Annotated in this window: 14 protein-coding genes; 3 read left to right on the forward strand and 11 right to left on the reverse strand. The window is 72.7% G+C overall.

What is annotated here, in order from left to right:
• Window positions 1-100 precede the first annotated feature (100 nt).
• The gene (locus ABWI07_RS19130; protein WP_149263952.1) at window positions 101-1,657 is read right to left on the reverse strand and encodes a serine/threonine-protein kinase; all 1,557 of its coding nucleotides are present in this window, start codon (window positions 1,655-1,657) and stop codon (window positions 101-103) included.
• Between the two features lie 314 nt (window positions 1,658-1,971).
• On the opposite strand from ABWI07_RS19130, the gene ABWI07_RS19135 reads away from it, so the two are divergent.
• Window positions 1,972-2,976, forward strand: coding sequence for a patatin-like phospholipase family protein (locus tag ABWI07_RS19135; protein WP_353819320.1), 1,005 nt, complete (start codon window positions 1,972-1,974; stop codon window positions 2,974-2,976).
• On the opposite strand, the gene ABWI07_RS19140 is transcribed toward ABWI07_RS19135, so the two are convergent.
• From ABWI07_RS19140 to ABWI07_RS19155, 4 genes are all read right to left on the reverse strand, one after another.
• Window positions 2,936-3,703: an SDR family NAD(P)-dependent oxidoreductase gene (locus tag ABWI07_RS19140; RefSeq protein WP_353819321.1), complete on the reverse strand. Its 768-nt coding sequence runs from the start codon at window positions 3,701-3,703 to the stop codon at window positions 2,936-2,938. The genes ABWI07_RS19135 and ABWI07_RS19140 overlap by 41 nt on opposite strands.
• 163 nt (window positions 3,704-3,866) lie before the next feature.
• Window positions 3,867-4,064 (reverse strand): helix-turn-helix domain-containing protein, encoded by a 198-nt coding sequence (locus ABWI07_RS19145; protein WP_353819444.1) that lies wholly within the window; start codon window positions 4,062-4,064, stop codon window positions 3,867-3,869.
• A gap of 37 nt (window positions 4,065-4,101) precedes the next feature.
• Window positions 4,102-6,879: a helix-turn-helix transcriptional regulator gene (locus tag ABWI07_RS19150; RefSeq protein WP_353819322.1), complete on the reverse strand. Its 2,778-nt coding sequence runs from the start codon at window positions 6,877-6,879 to the stop codon at window positions 4,102-4,104.
• A 385-nt stretch (window positions 6,880-7,264) separates the two neighbouring features.
• The gene (locus ABWI07_RS19155) at window positions 7,265-7,567 is read right to left on the reverse strand and encodes a WhiB family transcriptional regulator (protein ID WP_353819323.1); all 303 of its coding nucleotides are present in this window, start codon (window positions 7,565-7,567) and stop codon (window positions 7,265-7,267) included.
• A gap of 264 nt (window positions 7,568-7,831) precedes the next feature.
• Between ABWI07_RS19155 and ABWI07_RS19160 the strand changes: the two genes are divergently transcribed.
• Entirely contained in the window at window positions 7,832-8,074 is a 243-nt protein-coding gene (locus ABWI07_RS19160; RefSeq protein WP_149263956.1) for a hypothetical protein, read from the forward strand.
• Window positions 8,075-8,116: 42 nt separating this feature from the next.
• Here the strand turns inward: ABWI07_RS19160 and ABWI07_RS19165 are convergent, their stop codons facing one another.
• The 3 genes from ABWI07_RS19165 to ABWI07_RS19175 all read right to left on the reverse strand — a co-directional run bounded on the left by ABWI07_RS19165 (window position 8,117) and on the right by ABWI07_RS19175 (window position 11,044).
• Complete coding sequence (locus ABWI07_RS19165) at window positions 8,117-9,127, reverse strand: oxidoreductase family protein (RefSeq protein WP_353819324.1); 1,011 nt, start codon at window positions 9,125-9,127, stop codon at window positions 8,117-8,119.
• Window positions 9,124-10,218: a TIGR03857 family LLM class F420-dependent oxidoreductase gene (locus ABWI07_RS19170; protein WP_353819325.1), complete on the reverse strand. Its 1,095-nt coding sequence runs from the start codon at window positions 10,216-10,218 to the stop codon at window positions 9,124-9,126. Before ABWI07_RS19170 ends, ABWI07_RS19165 begins: the two co-directional genes overlap by 4 nt.
• Before the next feature lie 85 nt (window positions 10,219-10,303).
• A complete protein-coding gene (locus tag ABWI07_RS19175; RefSeq protein WP_353819326.1) occupies window positions 10,304-11,044 on the reverse strand; it encodes an SDR family oxidoreductase in 741 nt (246 codons plus the stop codon).
• A 60-nt stretch (window positions 11,045-11,104) separates the two neighbouring features.
• Here ABWI07_RS19175 and ABWI07_RS19180 point away from each other — a divergent pair, with 60 nt between their 5' ends.
• Window positions 11,105-11,674 (forward strand): TetR/AcrR family transcriptional regulator, encoded by a 570-nt coding sequence (locus tag ABWI07_RS19180; RefSeq protein ID WP_353819327.1) that lies wholly within the window; start codon window positions 11,105-11,107, stop codon window positions 11,672-11,674.
• Between the two features lie 243 nt (window positions 11,675-11,917).
• Here the strand turns inward: ABWI07_RS19180 and ABWI07_RS19185 are convergent, their stop codons facing one another.
• From ABWI07_RS19185 to ABWI07_RS19195, 3 genes are read right to left on the reverse strand one after another with little or no spacing between them, the layout of a single operon-like run.
• Window positions 11,918-12,280 (reverse strand): Uma2 family endonuclease, encoded by a 363-nt coding sequence (locus ABWI07_RS19185; RefSeq protein WP_149263960.1) that lies wholly within the window; start codon window positions 12,278-12,280, stop codon window positions 11,918-11,920.
• Window positions 12,281-12,290: 10 nt separating this feature from the next.
• The gene (locus ABWI07_RS19190; RefSeq protein WP_353819328.1) at window positions 12,291-12,647 is read right to left on the reverse strand and encodes a DUF397 domain-containing protein; all 357 of its coding nucleotides are present in this window, start codon (window positions 12,645-12,647) and stop codon (window positions 12,291-12,293) included.
• Window positions 12,644-13,483: a helix-turn-helix domain-containing protein gene (locus tag ABWI07_RS19195; RefSeq protein ID WP_353819329.1), complete on the reverse strand. Its 840-nt coding sequence runs from the start codon at window positions 13,481-13,483 to the stop codon at window positions 12,644-12,646. The genes ABWI07_RS19190 and ABWI07_RS19195 overlap by 4 nt, the downstream gene beginning before the upstream one ends.
• Window positions 13,484-13,862 lie beyond the last annotated feature (379 nt).

The following is a 13,862-nucleotide window of genomic DNA, read 5'->3' on the forward strand; positions in this document are numbered from 1 at the left end:
GCCTCCGGGCGCCCGCTCGACGCCGGGCGGGTGCTCGGCTCCGCTGCGGCCCCGCGGCGGAGCCGAGCCTCCGGGCCCGGCTTGGGGCCTGGGCGGCGGGTCAGCTCCGCTGCGGGCCCGCCGCACGCCAGGCATGCGGGGCGAGGAGCTGCGCCACCACGAGGTCGGCGCGACCCTCCACGGTGGCGGGGTCGGCCGCTTCGGCGAGCCGCAGCCGGTCCGGCCACCACGGGACCTCGCGGGGCACGGCCGCGGCGAGCGCGCGGGCCCGCTCCGCGGCGTCGGCGAGCAGCGTGAGCTCCGCCGCCCACGCCCACAGCATCGGCCACTCCCGCTCCGACGGCAGCTCCGCCGGCGGCCGGCCCGCACGGCTCCGCAGGACCCGGCCGCGCAGCCAGCTCAGCTTCCCCTCCGCCCGCGCGACGATCTCCGGGACGTCCGCGTGCACCCGGTCCAGGACGGCGCAGCGCCCCCGGCAGCCGGGATGCCCGCAGCGGTGCCGGGCCGCGTCGGCCAGCACGCCGCCGTCCACGACCTCCCGCAGCAGCTCCCGGTCGGCGGGGCCGCCCCGGGCGAGCCCGAGCAGCCCCGGCGCGTCGATCGGACGGCCCTCGTAGCGCGGCGTCACGTCCGGGATGACCTGCGCGGTGAGCCTGATCAGCGCCCGCCGCGCCCGGTCGCCGCCCAGCCCGCGCAGGTACCGGACGTCGGCGGGGTCGGCGCCCTGCCGGACGAGCCAGTCGGCCAGCCGTCCGCCGTTGCCGGCCAGCCAGGCGGCGCCGTCCCGCCAGTTCCGCTCCAGGTCGTCGGCGAGGCCGCGGACGTCCCGGTAGGTGCGGCCGTTGAACCGCGGCGGCCGGTGCTCGTCGGCGACCCACGCCACCACGTGCTCGTACGTCCAGCGCCGCGCCGGGTCGACGACGAGCAGCCCGTCGATCAGCCGCCGCCACTCCGGGTCGGTCACGGCGTCCAGCGCGGGCCGCCGCCCGGCGCGCAGCAGCTCCCGCACCCGCGCGGACGGCGTCCCCTCGTACGGCGTCCGCCCGAGGAGCAGCTGGTAGGCGATGATCCCGAGGGCCCACCAGGCGGCCGGAGCGCCGCGGCGGCCCCGGGCGGTCTCGGGCGCCGCGTAGGCCCAGGTGGTCAGCAGCCCGCCCGGATCGCGCCCGTGGACCCGGACGTTGCGGGCGATGCCCCCGAAGTCGCCGATCAGCAGTTCGTAGGGGTTCCGGGACCGCACCAGGATGTTGGCCGGTTTCACGTCCGTGTGCGTCAGTCCCATGGCGCCGAGCCAGAAGTTCAGGCATTCGGCGAGTTCGGCGACGATCGCCCGCAGTTCCGCATCGCCGAGCGGGAGGGCGTCCCGGATCAGCGCGTCCAGCGAACCGTGCGCGCAGTACTCCTGCGCCATCCAGCCGACCTCGGCGCCGTCCACGGTGACGTTCCCGTAGTCGTGGATCCGGGGGACGTGCCGGGTCGCCTCCAGCCGCCCCAGCACGACGAGCTGGTCGGTCTCCAGCCGGGACTCCCGGTGCACCTTGACGACGACCAGGTCGGCGCCCGCGCACCCGCCGCCCAGCGGCTCCGCCAGGTGGACGACGGACTCGGCGCCGACCGCCTCGATCCGAACCGGCCGGTATCTCCCCCGCAATGCCACCGGAAATTCACCGGCGCCGCCGCCCAGCCCCAAAGAACGACCCTTTCCCCATCCGCCCCGAATCCCCCGATCCTATGTCGGCGGCCCGCCCCGAAATGGGTCCTCCGACACCCTTCCCACCGAATCGCCACGGCGAGATGAACCCTTCCGGCGCCGCCCCGCCGCGGACGTCCGGCCGTCCGGGCGGGCCCGTCCTCGCCTTCGGCCGGAGGTGTGATCATCGTCATCGCGCTGGACCTGCCCGGCGTGCGGGCGGCACGATGACCTTCGGCGGGAGCGCCCGAGCACGGCGCCCGCCGCACAGAGGAGGAAACGTGGGACGGGTCGAGACCCGGCACCGGCTGCTGTCGGTCCTTGCCGAACGGGCCGCCGCGGGCAGCCGGCCGGGTGCCCGGGAGGACGGGCACCGCGTGGCGCTGGCCATCGAGGGCGGCGGGATGCGCGGCACAGTTTCGGCGGGCATGGCCCTGGCCGTCCACGAGCTCGGGCTGCTGCCGCTGTTCGACACCGTGTACGGCTCGTCGGCGGGCGCGATCTCGGCGGCCTGGCTGCTCAGCTCCACTCCCGAGGGGGTGCGCGGCTGGACCGACCCCGTCTTCGCCCGGACGCTCATCCGCAAGCGCAACCTGCTGCGGGGCCGTCCGATCGTGAACGTCGAGCAGCTCGTCGAGGAGGTCTACATCCGCCGGTTCCCGCTGGACTACGCCTCGGTGCTGGCAAACCCCGTCGAGTTCCATCCCCTGGCCACCGACGTCGTCACCGGCGGCCCGGTGGACCTGCACGCCGCCCTCGTCGACGAGCGCGCGCTCCGGCTGGCGCTGCGGGCCAGCGCGGCGCTGCCCCTGCTGGCGGGACGCCCGGTCGCCATCGGACCCGGGCTCTACTACGACGCCGGGGTCGCCGAGGCGATCCCCTTCGGCCAGGCACTGCGGGACGGGGCGACCCACGTCCTGGTCCTCCGCTCGCGCAGGCTGAGCGACCGGGCGCCCGAGCGTCAGGCCCCCTCGTTCGGCTCCCGGCTGCTCGCCAACGTCGGGCTCCGCCGCTACACCGCGGAACTCAAGGCCACCTTCCTCGCCCGCGACACCCGGCTGGCGGAGGCGGACCTGCTCCTCGCCGGGTACGACGCCGACCAGGACCACGACAAGCCCGCCGTGCTGTCGATCCGCCCGCCGGAGGACTCGCCGCGCATCAGCCGCCTGGAGTCCGACGGCGCCCTGCTGCACGCGGCCTTCGAAGCGGGCCGCGCCACCGCGGCCGAACGCCTGGCGGACGCGGTCACCAGGTCTGGTCCCCGGCGCGGACAAGCATCTGGCTGACGGCGACCCGCCGCTCCCGCGTGACGATGTAGCCGATGGCGTCCGCGACGTCCTCCGGCCGCAGCGCCTCCATGCCGGCGAGCTGCCGGCGGGCCGCGTCCCGGGTGGTCTCGTTGAGGTGGTCCACCAGCTCGGTGTCGACGGCGCCGGGCTCCACGACGCTGACCCGGACCCGCTCGCCGAGCAGTTCCCGGCGGAGCGACTCGCTGAACGCGCTCAGCCCGGACTTGGTCAGGCTGTAGACGCTGCTCGACGGCCGGGCGGCCCGGGCGGCCGCGGAGCCGACGTTCACCACGTCCGCCGTCTGCCGCGGCGACGTCGACGCCGCGTAGATCAGGTGCGGGACGGCGGCGTGCGTGATGTGCAGCAGCGCCGCCACGTTGAGCGCGACCATCCGGTCCCACTCCTCGACGGCCGTGTGCAGCGCCGAGCTGAGGAGCCTGATCCCGGCGTTGTTGACCAGGATGTCCAGGCGCCCGAGCCGGTCCAGCGTCTCCTGCACCGCGCCCTCCGCGCGGTCCGGCTCGGTGATGTCGGCCTCCACCGCGACGGCGTGCCCGCCCGCCGCCGCGATGCCGCTCGCGACCTCCCGCAGGCGGTCGCGGCGGCGGGCGACCAGGGCGACCGCCGCGCCCTCCCGGGCCAGGCGGCGCGCGGTCGCGGCGCCTATCCCGCTGCTGGCGCCCGTGACGAGCGCGACGGCTCCGTCCAGCGGCTGATCGGACATGACTGCCTCATTCCCTTCCGCGATCACGGGAGGCGCGGTGACCGAGGGTCCAGGCGTTCCCGGGCTGCGTGCGGCGTGGCCGCCGACATCGCAAGCCTCGCGGCGGCCGCCGCCGGGCCGCACCAGGGTGTCTCCCTGGTCGGCCGGGACCAGGGAGCGGCGGTCAGCCCGGCCCCGTGCGGAACTCCCCGCGGGGCAGGGCGTCGGCGAGCTGCCTGCGGGAGCTGATCCCGAGCTTGGCGAAGACCTTCCGGAGGTGCCACTCGACGGTGCGGGGGCTCAGGAAGAGGCGAGAGCCGACCTCCGGGTTGGACGGGCCGTCCCGCACGAGCAGCGCGATCTGCCGCTCCTGCGGCGTCAGCCCCGCGCCCGCCGCGCTCTCGTCCCTCGCCGGCGCCTCACCTCGCGGTCAGAGCGTGCTCGGTGGGCGGCAGGACGTCGCGCAGCTGCCTGCGGGATGTGATCGACAGCTTCGTGAAGACCTTGCGCAGGTGCCACTCGACCGTGCGCGGGCTGATGAAGAGCCGGGTGCCGATCTCCGGATTGGTCAGCCCCTCCCGCACCAGCAGCGCGATCTGCCGCTCCTGCGGCGTCAGCTCCTCGCTGGACGAGACGTCGACCGCGCGCTTGCGGACGCTCTCCCCCGTGGCGAGCAGCTCGCGGTGGGCCCGTTCGGCGAACGCCTCCATGCCCATCGCCGCGAACATGTCGTACGCGGTCCGCAGCCGCTCACGCGCCTCGACCTGCCTGCGGTTCCGGCGCAGGAACTCTCCGTACAGCAGGTGGGCGCGCGCGAGCTCCGGGCGCAGCTCCGTGCGGCCCAGCCGCTCGACCGCCTCGCGGTGGAGCTCCTCCGCGGCCGCCCCGTCGCTGAGCAGGGCCCGGGACCGGGCGAGCACGCCGAGCGCCCAGTCCGTGCCGGACGGCTCCGCGGCGTCCGCCAGGTCGTCCAGCGCCGCCCGTGCGATCTCGTCCTCACCGGCCCGCACCGCCGCCTCGACCAGTTCGGGCAGCGCCCAGACCGACACCCACAGCTCGGCCATCCGGGTGCAGACCTGGGCCGCCGCCACCGCCTGCCGGTAGCGGCCGAGACCGTTGTAGAGCACCGCCGCCGCCCACTGGGCGACCGTGACGCCCATCAGCTGGCCGCCGGCGCCGACCTCCTCGATCGTGGCGGCGATCAGCGCCTCGGCCTCGGCCTCCCGGCCGCGCAGCGCGTTCAGCCGCAGCTCGACGTGCGGCGCGATGGGCACCCCGGTCGCCGCGGAGACGTCCTCGATCTCCGCGACGACCGCGGCGGCGGCGGTGAAGTCCCCGGTCCAGGCGATGGCGATCCCGAGCGAGGTCAGGCAGAACGGCAGCTCGGTCAGGGCGCCGGCGGCGCGCACCCCCTCGACGACCCGGCCGACGAGGACGCGCATCGCCCGGTCGTCCCAGGCCGCGGCGCTGACGCCGTTGGCCACCCAGCCCCATTTCAGGACCTCGCCCACCGGCAGGTCCGCGAGCGCGGCCAGCGCCCGCCGCAGCGCCGGGGCGGCGGCTGCACGGCCCTCGGTGACCAGCAGCGCGTAGCCTTCCAGCACGAGGTCGAGGGCGTGCGGGGGGCCCGCCGGGGCCGGAAGCGCCTTCACCGCCTTCGAGATCGCCATGAGGCTGTCGGAGTGCGCGGCGATCAGCGCCGCGGCGCCCCACGCGATCAGGTAGGTCTCGCGCGCGAGGTCCATGTCGAACGGCTCCAGCCGCCGCGCGGCCGACAGCAGCAGCGGCGGCGCCTCCTGGTCGAGCCCGGCCGCGAAGGTGATCCGGCTCCTGACCAGGTGCGCCCGGACGCGCTGGAACTCGTCGCGGGCGTTGCGGTCGGCGATGTCGGCGAACCGGCGCGCGGTGTCGAGGTCGCCGGCCTGGAGGGTGGCCTCGGCGGCGGCCACCGCGCGCTCGGCGCGCCGCGACGGGTCGACGGTCAGCGCGACGCACCGCTGCAGGAACGCCGCGGAGGCGGCCAGCCCGCCGCGCGCCTGCGCCCGGTCGGCGGACCGCTCCAGTTCCGCGGCGACGGACTCGTCCGGCGCGGGCGCCGCGGCCGCGAGGTGCCAGGCACGGCGGTCGGGGTCGACCTTCGGGTCGGTGACCTCCGCCAGCGCCAGGTGCACCGCCCGGAGGTCCTCCTTCGACGCCGACCGGTACACCGCCGACCGCACGAGCGGATGGCGGAACGTCACGCGCGCGTCCAGCGACAGCCATTCCCGCGTGCCGTCGGCGAGCGCCTCCGCCGGCGTCACGCCGAGCCGGGCCGCCGCGCCCCACACCAGGGTGGGGTCGCCGACCGGCTCGGCCGCGGCGATCAGCAGGAGCAGCCGCGCCTGGTCGGGCAGGCCGCGGATCCGGGCCAGGAAGCTCTGCTCGATCCGGCCGGGCAGCGTGTCCGAGCGCAGGAGACCGAACCCGCCCGCCATCTGCGTCACGGTCAGCCCGCGCGGCAGCTCCAGCAGGGCCAGCGGGTTGCCCCTGGTCTCGGTGACGATCCGCTCGCGGACGCGCTGGTCGAGACGCCCGTACGTGACCGAGTCCAGCAGGGCGTGGGCGTCGGCGTCCCGGAGGCCGGCGACCTCCATCTCGGGAAGCCCGAGCAAGTCCTGGGAGCGCTCCCGCGCTCCGAACAGGAGGACGACCGACTCCGCCAGCAGCCGCCGGGCCACGAAGCCGAGGACCTGCAGCGACGCCTGGTCCACCCACTGAGCGTCGTCGACCACGCAGAGCAGCGGACGCTCCCCCGACGCGTCCGACAGCAGGCTGAGCACCGCGAGCCCGACCAGGAACCGCTCGGGCGGCGCGTCCGCCCGGATACCGAACACCGTCTCGAGCGCGGCGCGCTGCGGCGCGGGAAGGTGCGGCAGCCGGTCCAGCAGCGGCGCGCACAACTGGTGCAGCGTGGCGAACGGCAGCTCCATCTCCGACTCGACGCCGGACGCGCGCAGCACCTGCATGCCCGTCGCCGCCTTCTCCGCGTACCCGAGCAGCGCCGACTTCCCGACTCCCGGCACGCCGTGCACCACGAGCACGCGGCTCTCGCCGGTGTCGACGGCCGCGAGCAACCGGTCGACGACGGCGCGCTCGGGTTCCCGCCCAAGCAGCGCGGCGTTCTCCCCGTGGCCCGCGCCGTGCCTGCGTTGTTCCACCGTTACCGCCTTCGTCGCGCGCCCGGACCCGTTCGACCGCATATCGGGACGCCTTATCGTGACCCAGAAAGGTCGCCCGCACCAATTCCACGAGCCCAGGGTCGGCGGCCCCTGGGGCGGCCCCGAGGCGAGCGCGCCGACCGCCCGGCCGTCGTCGGCCGGTCCTGCGGCCGCACTGAACCGGGCGGCTCCTCGCCGCCGACGGTACCCGCAGGTCATGGGCGATGCCAGCCCCGCGGCGCCGCCCGATCCGCGAAGAAACGGACCACGGCGAAGGCGTCGGCGACCGGCGCCGCTCGGCCCGGTCACCGGCGCGCGGAACGCCGGTGCGTAGGCGCCGAACGCGTCCGCCATGGTCTTCCTGGCTGGGGCTATGCCCGGCCGGTCATGCGGCATCGGCTTCCCGGGCGCGAAGGTGAGCAGGGTCGTCCGTGGGACGGGACACCCTCCGGGCCGCTCGGAGGCGGCGGCGCTCGGCCGGGGTGGTACCGGCCCAGATGCCATGCGGCTCGCCCGTGGTCAGGGCCCATTCAAGGCAGCGGCTCCTGGCGGGGCAGGCGGCGCAGAGCCGGCGGATCGCCGCGATCTGTGTCGCGTAGACGTTCTCCTCCGCCACGGGGAAGAACAGCTCGGGATCGAGCGATCGGCATGCCGCCGCCTCCTCCCAGTTCAGGGTGGTCTTGCTCATGGCCGCACCCGCGCGGGAAGAGGCCGTCCGGCGCGGCCTGTGCCGGTGCCGTCGTTGGTCGTCACTGTCCCTCCAGTCACGCCGTTCACCGGGGGTCCGTCGCCGCCCGGTCACCAGCCAGAGACAGCCGATCCGCCTCGCCTGTGACAGCTCCAGCGGAAATCGCGCGTTCGTCCGCATCTGCGCGAGGCCTGTCACGGATCAGGGAGCTGACCGGTCTTTCCAGGAGACCGATCCCGCCATTCCGCGAATGGAGCGCAGGACATGCCATCCCCCACGCAGGACGACAAGCTCAGCTTCGAGCAGGACATCAAGCCCTTGTTCCGGACGAAGGACCGCAACGCGATGCTGAGCTACTTCGACCTGTTCGACCACGCCGATGTCGCCAAGCACGCCGACGCCATCATGGTCTCCCTGGTGGCCGGCGACATGCCCTGCGACGGCACGTGGCCCGAGGCGGACGTGGAGAAGCTCCAGCGCTGGATCGACATGGGCAGGCCCGCTTAGGACCGGTCAGCGGCGAGGGCGTGTTCCGCCTCGGCGGACGGGTCAGGGAACCTTGCCGAGGGAGCCGTGATCGCGGATCGCGGCGCAGGAGCGGGCGGCCATGGCGAGGAACATCTCGTCGCCGCGTTCGGTGGGAGTTCCGTAGGCGCAGCCGAGCACGGTGATCAGTGGGCCTTGAAGGAAGGCGAAGGCGTAGTCGTCCCAGCACTGCTCCAGGGAGTAGCCGGTGACGCCGTGGCCGACCAGAGCGCGATGGTAGGCGGCGACCAGATCGCGCTCGTGGGTCCGGCGGTCGGCGACGGTGAGGCCGGTTCCCAGGAAGTAGGCGAGATCGCGGGCGGGCAGGCCGACGGTGAGGGTCTGCCAGTCGACCGCGGCGACCCCGGTTCCGCCGCCGGCCGCGTAGTCGCCGTGGACGAGGGCGAAGCGCTCCGGCCGCGCCGTGATCCACCGTCCGGCGCGGACGGCGACGGCCCGCAGGGTCGCCCTGTCCTCGGCGGCCAGCCGGTCCGCGAAGCGGTCGATGAAGATCTCAGTGGCCGGGGCCAGCGCGCCGGTCACCCCTTCGCCGTCCTCCGGGCCGGTGCGGTGCAGCCAGTCCAGCTCCAGCAGGGCCGGGTCGCACCAGCGCGGGCCGTGGAGCCCGGCCAGGTTGACCACGCAGTCCAGCGCCTCTGCGGCGGTGCAACCGGCGAGCTGGTCGCCCTGCGTGCCGGGGTGCAGGTCCTCCAGGAGCAGGACGAAATCGGTGGCGTCCTCGGTGAGCGTCCCGTACCGGCAGGCCGGGGTGCGCACGGCCACCGTGGAGGCCAGGTCGAGGTAGAACCGCGTCTCCGTCCGGTAGATGCCCTTGAGCATCTCCCGTGTGGCCTGGTCGGCCGCCGGGAGTTTGGCCACCAGCCGCGCCGGCACTCCGTCCCCGGTCAGTTCGCCCCGGAAGCAGCCGCTCATCTGCCCCGTCCCGACCGGCCGCCACCGGACGCCGGTCACCGTCGCACCGAGCACTTCGCTCAGCCAGGCGGCGTTCAGCCGAGCCGGTTCGGCGTCACTCACGAGTCGCCCGCACGGGTGCGGCCGGGGTTGCGAGGCAGTCCGTCGAACCGGTCAGCGGGTCGCACCGCCCGGTAGGCGTCGATGACCGGGGCCAGTTCGGCGGGGGTCGCTCCGTGCAGGACGACGCTGTCGGCACCGGCGTCGAACTGGTCGAGGACGCGTCGCGCGCACCGTTCGGGAGAGCCGGTCGCCGCCGCGTCCAGCCACTCCTGGGGAAGCAGTTCGGCCAGGCGGCGGAGTTCGTCCGGCGTGGCGAGCGCGTCGAAGGCGCCAGGGTAGCCGTCGACCAGGTCATCAGCGCGGAAACGGGCCAGGTCGGCCGGATCCCAGCCGTTGACCCGGACCAGCAGGTCCCCGTAACCCTGCAGGTAGGTGGCCAGGCGGCCGGCGAGCTTGCGCAGGCGGGCCTCCTCGTCCAGATGGTCGCCGACCGTGGCCAGGACCGACCACACCCGCACGGAGGCGGGGTCGCGGCCCGCCTCGGCGGCGCCCCGGCGGATCGCGGAGACCGCACAGGCCAGGGTCTCGTCGGTGAAGAAGGTGTGCAGGACGACCCCGTCGGCGACCCGGCCCGCGAACTCCAGCGTGCGCTCGCCCATCGCCATGAGCATGACCGGGATGTCTTCGCGGAACGCCGGGTCCTGGTTGAGGTACGGGTAGTTCCCGGCGGGACCGTCGTGCCCGACGACCGCCTCTCCCCGCCACAGCCGGCGCATGATGCCGATGAAGTCGTCCAGCTGGGCCTGGGTGACGCGGGGCAGGCCCATCACGTCGAAGAGCATGTCGAAGCCCCGGCCCAGGCCGAGCGCGAACCGCCCGCCGGTCATCCGGTGCATCGTCGTGGCGAACGTCGCGGTGACCAGGGGGTGGCGGGTGTTGTGGTTGGTCGCCGCGGTGGCGATGCCGATCCGGGTGCCGGCCGCCGCCGCGGCTCCCGCCAGCACCGCCGCGTCCTTGGTGTTGAAGCGCTCCGACAGGAACACCGAGCCGAGCCCCAACGCCTCGGCCTCCGCGACCTCACCGAGCAGGTCACGCGGGGCTCCCGAATGCCCGGCCAGTCCATAGAACCCGAGCTCTGGCAGATCGTCCACGAGGCCTCCTCCGCCCGCACCGGGCTTGACCGTACCCGAATTGGACACCTGTCCGAAAGCCTGTCCAGATGGGGGATGCCCTCGCTCAACCCTGCCGAGCGGGTCGGATGGTCAGATCCCCGATCTCGACGTCTTCGGGCTGGTCGATCACGAAGGCGATGGCCCGGGCCACCGCCACGGGGTCGATGCCGAGATCAGCCATGTTCTGCCTGGCCTGCTCGCGCAGAGCCGGGTCGTCGACGGCGTTGTCTATCAACTCGGTGCGAACGTAGCCCGGGGAGATCGACGTCGTCCGCAGGACCCCGTCGGTGCTCTCCTGCCGCAGGCCCTCCATGAGGGTGCGCACCGCGTTCTTCGTCCCGGCGTACACCGCCTGAGTGGGAACGATCTTCAGGCCTGAGGTCGAGACGACGGTGACAAGATGGCCGCTCCCCTGGCGGCGGAACACCGGCAGGGCCGCGGCGATCCCGTGCAGGACGCCCTTGACGTTCACGTCCACCATCGCCGACCAGCCCTCGACGTCCAGGTCTGCGACCGGGCTGATCTTGCTGACCCCGGCGTTGCCGACCAGGACGTCAAGCCGACCGAAGCGCTCGACCGCGAGGGAGACGAGCGACCGGAGGTCCTCGGGGTCGGTGACGTCCACGCGCGTGGCGGCGGCCTCACCGCCGGCGGCCTTGATCTCGGCGGCCAGCCGGTCCAGCCGCTCGGTGCGGCGGGCGCCGAGGACGACGGCCGCGCCGAGCGAGGCGAGGTGGCGAGCCGTCGCCTCGCCGATTCCGCTGCTGGCGCCCGTGATGGCGATGACCTTGCCTTGAACGGTCATGAAGAACCTCCACCTAGAATGGGACACATGTCCGGTTACGACGACCACCATAGCGGACACGTGTCCGTTTCTGCCGAGAGCCGCGGATCGCGACGTGCTGACGCGCAGCGGAACCGGGAGCGGATCCTCCAGGCGGCCCGCGATCTCGTCCACGAGCCGGGAGAGTTGAAGCTCAACGCGGTCGCCAAGGCATGCGGCATCGGGCAGGGCACGCTGTACCGGCATTTCCCGACACGCGAGGACCTCCTCGCCGAGGTCTACCGCCGGGAGGTGGAAGAACTGGTCGCGGAGGCTCCGCGGCTGCTGGCGGCCCACCAGCCGCTCGACGCGCTGGCGGCATGGTTCGACCGGGTGGCCGCCTACGCCCGGGTCAAGCGCGACATATTCGCCGCCGTCGAGGCGGCGACGTGGCAGGACCTCACCGCCCACAGCCTCGGCCCGATCGGTGAGGCGGTGGAACTACTGCTGGCCGCGGGCCGCTCGGCCGGCAGCGTCCGCGCCGACGCCGAAGCACGCGACGTCATCGTGCTCATCAGCTGGCTGTCCCGACTGGACGACACCGAACTCGACGCGCGAGCACCACGGCTGCTGTCGATCCTCGTAGACGGCCTCCGCACCCCCCGCCCCTGAACCGGACGCACCGCGAGCGGGTACTCACTCCAATGCTCGGAACCCGCACCGAAGCCTGCAATGGACCCATGCCATCGCCCGGGACGAGGGAGTAGGCGACTCCCCGCCGGTGAGCGGCCCCGCCCCCCTCGATCACGGCGGGGACCAGTTCCGTGCAGGTCCCTCCCGCTGCGGCCAGGTCCACGGGCGCCCGTGCGGCGGGGCGGCAGGCCGATGAAGCGGCAGGCCGGTGGGGCGATGGGGTCAGAAATCGCGGGTGCGCAGCACGCCTTCGAGCGGGGCGGGGATGGGGAGGTCCTCCCCGAGAGCGACCGAGAGGATGTGGGCGTAGTCGTCGCCGCGCGGCTCGGTGAAGATCACGGCCTTGCCGTCCAGGCGGTCGATCAGCAGGTAAAGCGGGATGTCGGCGGCGGCGTAGCCGCGCCGCTCGGGCCCGCGGTCCTGTTCGGCGCCCTTGCGCTCCCGCCGACTCCCGGACGTCACCTCCAGGACCATCGCCACCCCATCGGGTTTGCTGTGCCACTCGCGTCCCGCGAACGCGCCCTTGGGTTGCGGCGTGGCATACCCGTAAGGGCCCGGCCGTCGCGCGACGATCGGGTCTCTCATCTGGCCGGTCTCAGGTCAGGTCGAGGTGCCCGCCCTTGACCTTGCCCGCGAACACCTCCCACGCGGCGGCACCGAAGACCAGCTTCGGCCCGTCCGGGTCTTTGGAGTCCCGCACCGCCACCCCGGACGCCAGATCCGCCACCTCGATGCATTGGCCTCCGGTATCGGCGCTCCATGTGCTCTTACGCCATTCAGTCGAGATCGCCTTTAGAGGCGCTAGCTCGACGCACTGGTCTCCGGTATCGGTGCTGTAGCTGCTCTTCCGCCACTTTGGCGGAACCAACTCAACCTCAACACGCTGCCCTCGAGCTTCACCGCCGTGGCGACAGGCCAACCTTTGCATGGCCTGCGAGTCCTGTGCGCTCATAGACTCTCCAAGATCGTCTGGAGGAGGCCTAGGGAATCCTCAGCGCTCATCGCCGAGGCCCTGATCAAATCGAAACGTACCCCATACTTCCGGACAACCACAGGGTGATCGACGAGCTGACTGCCTACATGCCCCTCGACGCGCACAGCGTCTGGTGCATCTTGAAAAGCCAGGATCGTGAACGCACCCGGCAACCCCGGGTAGGCCCCCTTAGCCGTTGGGACGATCTGGATCGTGACGTTGGGCAACTCCGCCAGGTCGATGAGGTGTTGCAGTTGCCTCTTCATCACCTCTGAGTTTCCGATTGGGCGACGGATGGCACCTTCGTCAAAGATTGCAAAGACGTGGGGCGCGTCCTCCCGGTCGAGGATCTCCTGTCGCTCCATCCTCGCTGATACAAGCTGCTCCGCCGCCTCGGAGGTCTTGCCCAGCTTGAGGACCTCGTGCGCGTACTCGGGCGTCTGGAACAGTCCAGTGATGACCATGGTCTCAAAGATGTGGATCACCTCGGCCTCGCGCTCGCGGACGATGAAGTCCGGGAAGCCTGGTGGCAGGACAACGAGGCGCCCGAAGTCTCGGGTCCACTCCCAGATGCGGGAGAAGGTCCCGTTGGTCTTGAAGTATGTGTCGCAGTCCTTGGCGAACTCCTCCGAAGGTCCGTTTTTACCTGACTCGACCTGACCGATCCATTGCGGGGTGTATCCGAGCTTTTCGGCGAGTTGCGGTCGAGACAGGCTGGCAGCCTCCCTGAAGGCTCGCAGCTCCGTACCGAAGTACTCGACCGGGGAGGACGGAACACCGGGATCGCGGGGGCGGCGCGGCATGACGATCTCCAAGATTCGAAAGCAGGGCGATTTTCTTACGCCCCACCGAGGGGTTTCTCTCGTTGGACTTCTTGCTCTTCCCAAAGATAGTCCGATCACAGCAAGATGCAGAGCCATAACGGAGAGAAATCACACACGAAAGTCCAACGATCATGGAGACGCCCGTCAACCCCGCCGACCAGGCGTTAGCGCAACTCTGCGAAGACTTCCAAGGGCATCGTATCTGGCGTGCAAGACGCCAGGACGGAAAGGCCGGCGACTGGGTTGCCACTCTGCACGACCCCAAGGAAGGTGTAGACGCGACTGTTGTATGTGGAAGCGCAGAGGAGCTACGTGAGGCTCTAGTACACGAACGCAGTCGCGCGTCCACTCGACCTGGCAGCCAACCCAC

It is taken from the genome of Actinomadura sp. NPDC000600 (assembly GCF_040492135.1).
Lineage (GTDB): Bacteria > Actinomycetota > Actinomycetes > Streptosporangiales > Streptosporangiaceae > Spirillospora.

Excerpts from the sequence above, each read along its gene's own strand:
- ABWI07_RS19185 (WP_149263960.1), bottom strand. The coding sequence starts at position 12,280 with ATGAGAGACCCGATCGTCGCGCGACGGCCGGGCCCTTACGGGTATGCC.
- ABWI07_RS19140 (WP_353819321.1), bottom strand. The coding sequence starts at position 3,703 with ATGTCCGATCAGCCGCTGGACGGAGCCGTCGCGCTCGTCACGGGCGCC.
- ABWI07_RS19155 (WP_353819323.1), bottom strand. The coding sequence starts at position 7,567 with ATGAGCAAGACCACCCTGAACTGGGAGGAGGCGGCGGCATGCCGATCG.
- ABWI07_RS19175 (WP_353819326.1), bottom strand. The coding sequence starts at position 11,044 with ATGACCGTTCAAGGCAAGGTCATCGCCATCACGGGCGCCAGCAGCGGA.
- ABWI07_RS19160 (WP_149263956.1), top strand. The coding sequence starts at position 7,832 with ATGCCATCCCCCACGCAGGACGACAAGCTCAGCTTCGAGCAGGACATC.
- ABWI07_RS19190 (WP_353819328.1), bottom strand. The coding sequence starts at position 12,647 with ATGAGCGCACAGGACTCGCAGGCCATGCAAAGGTTGGCCTGTCGCCAC.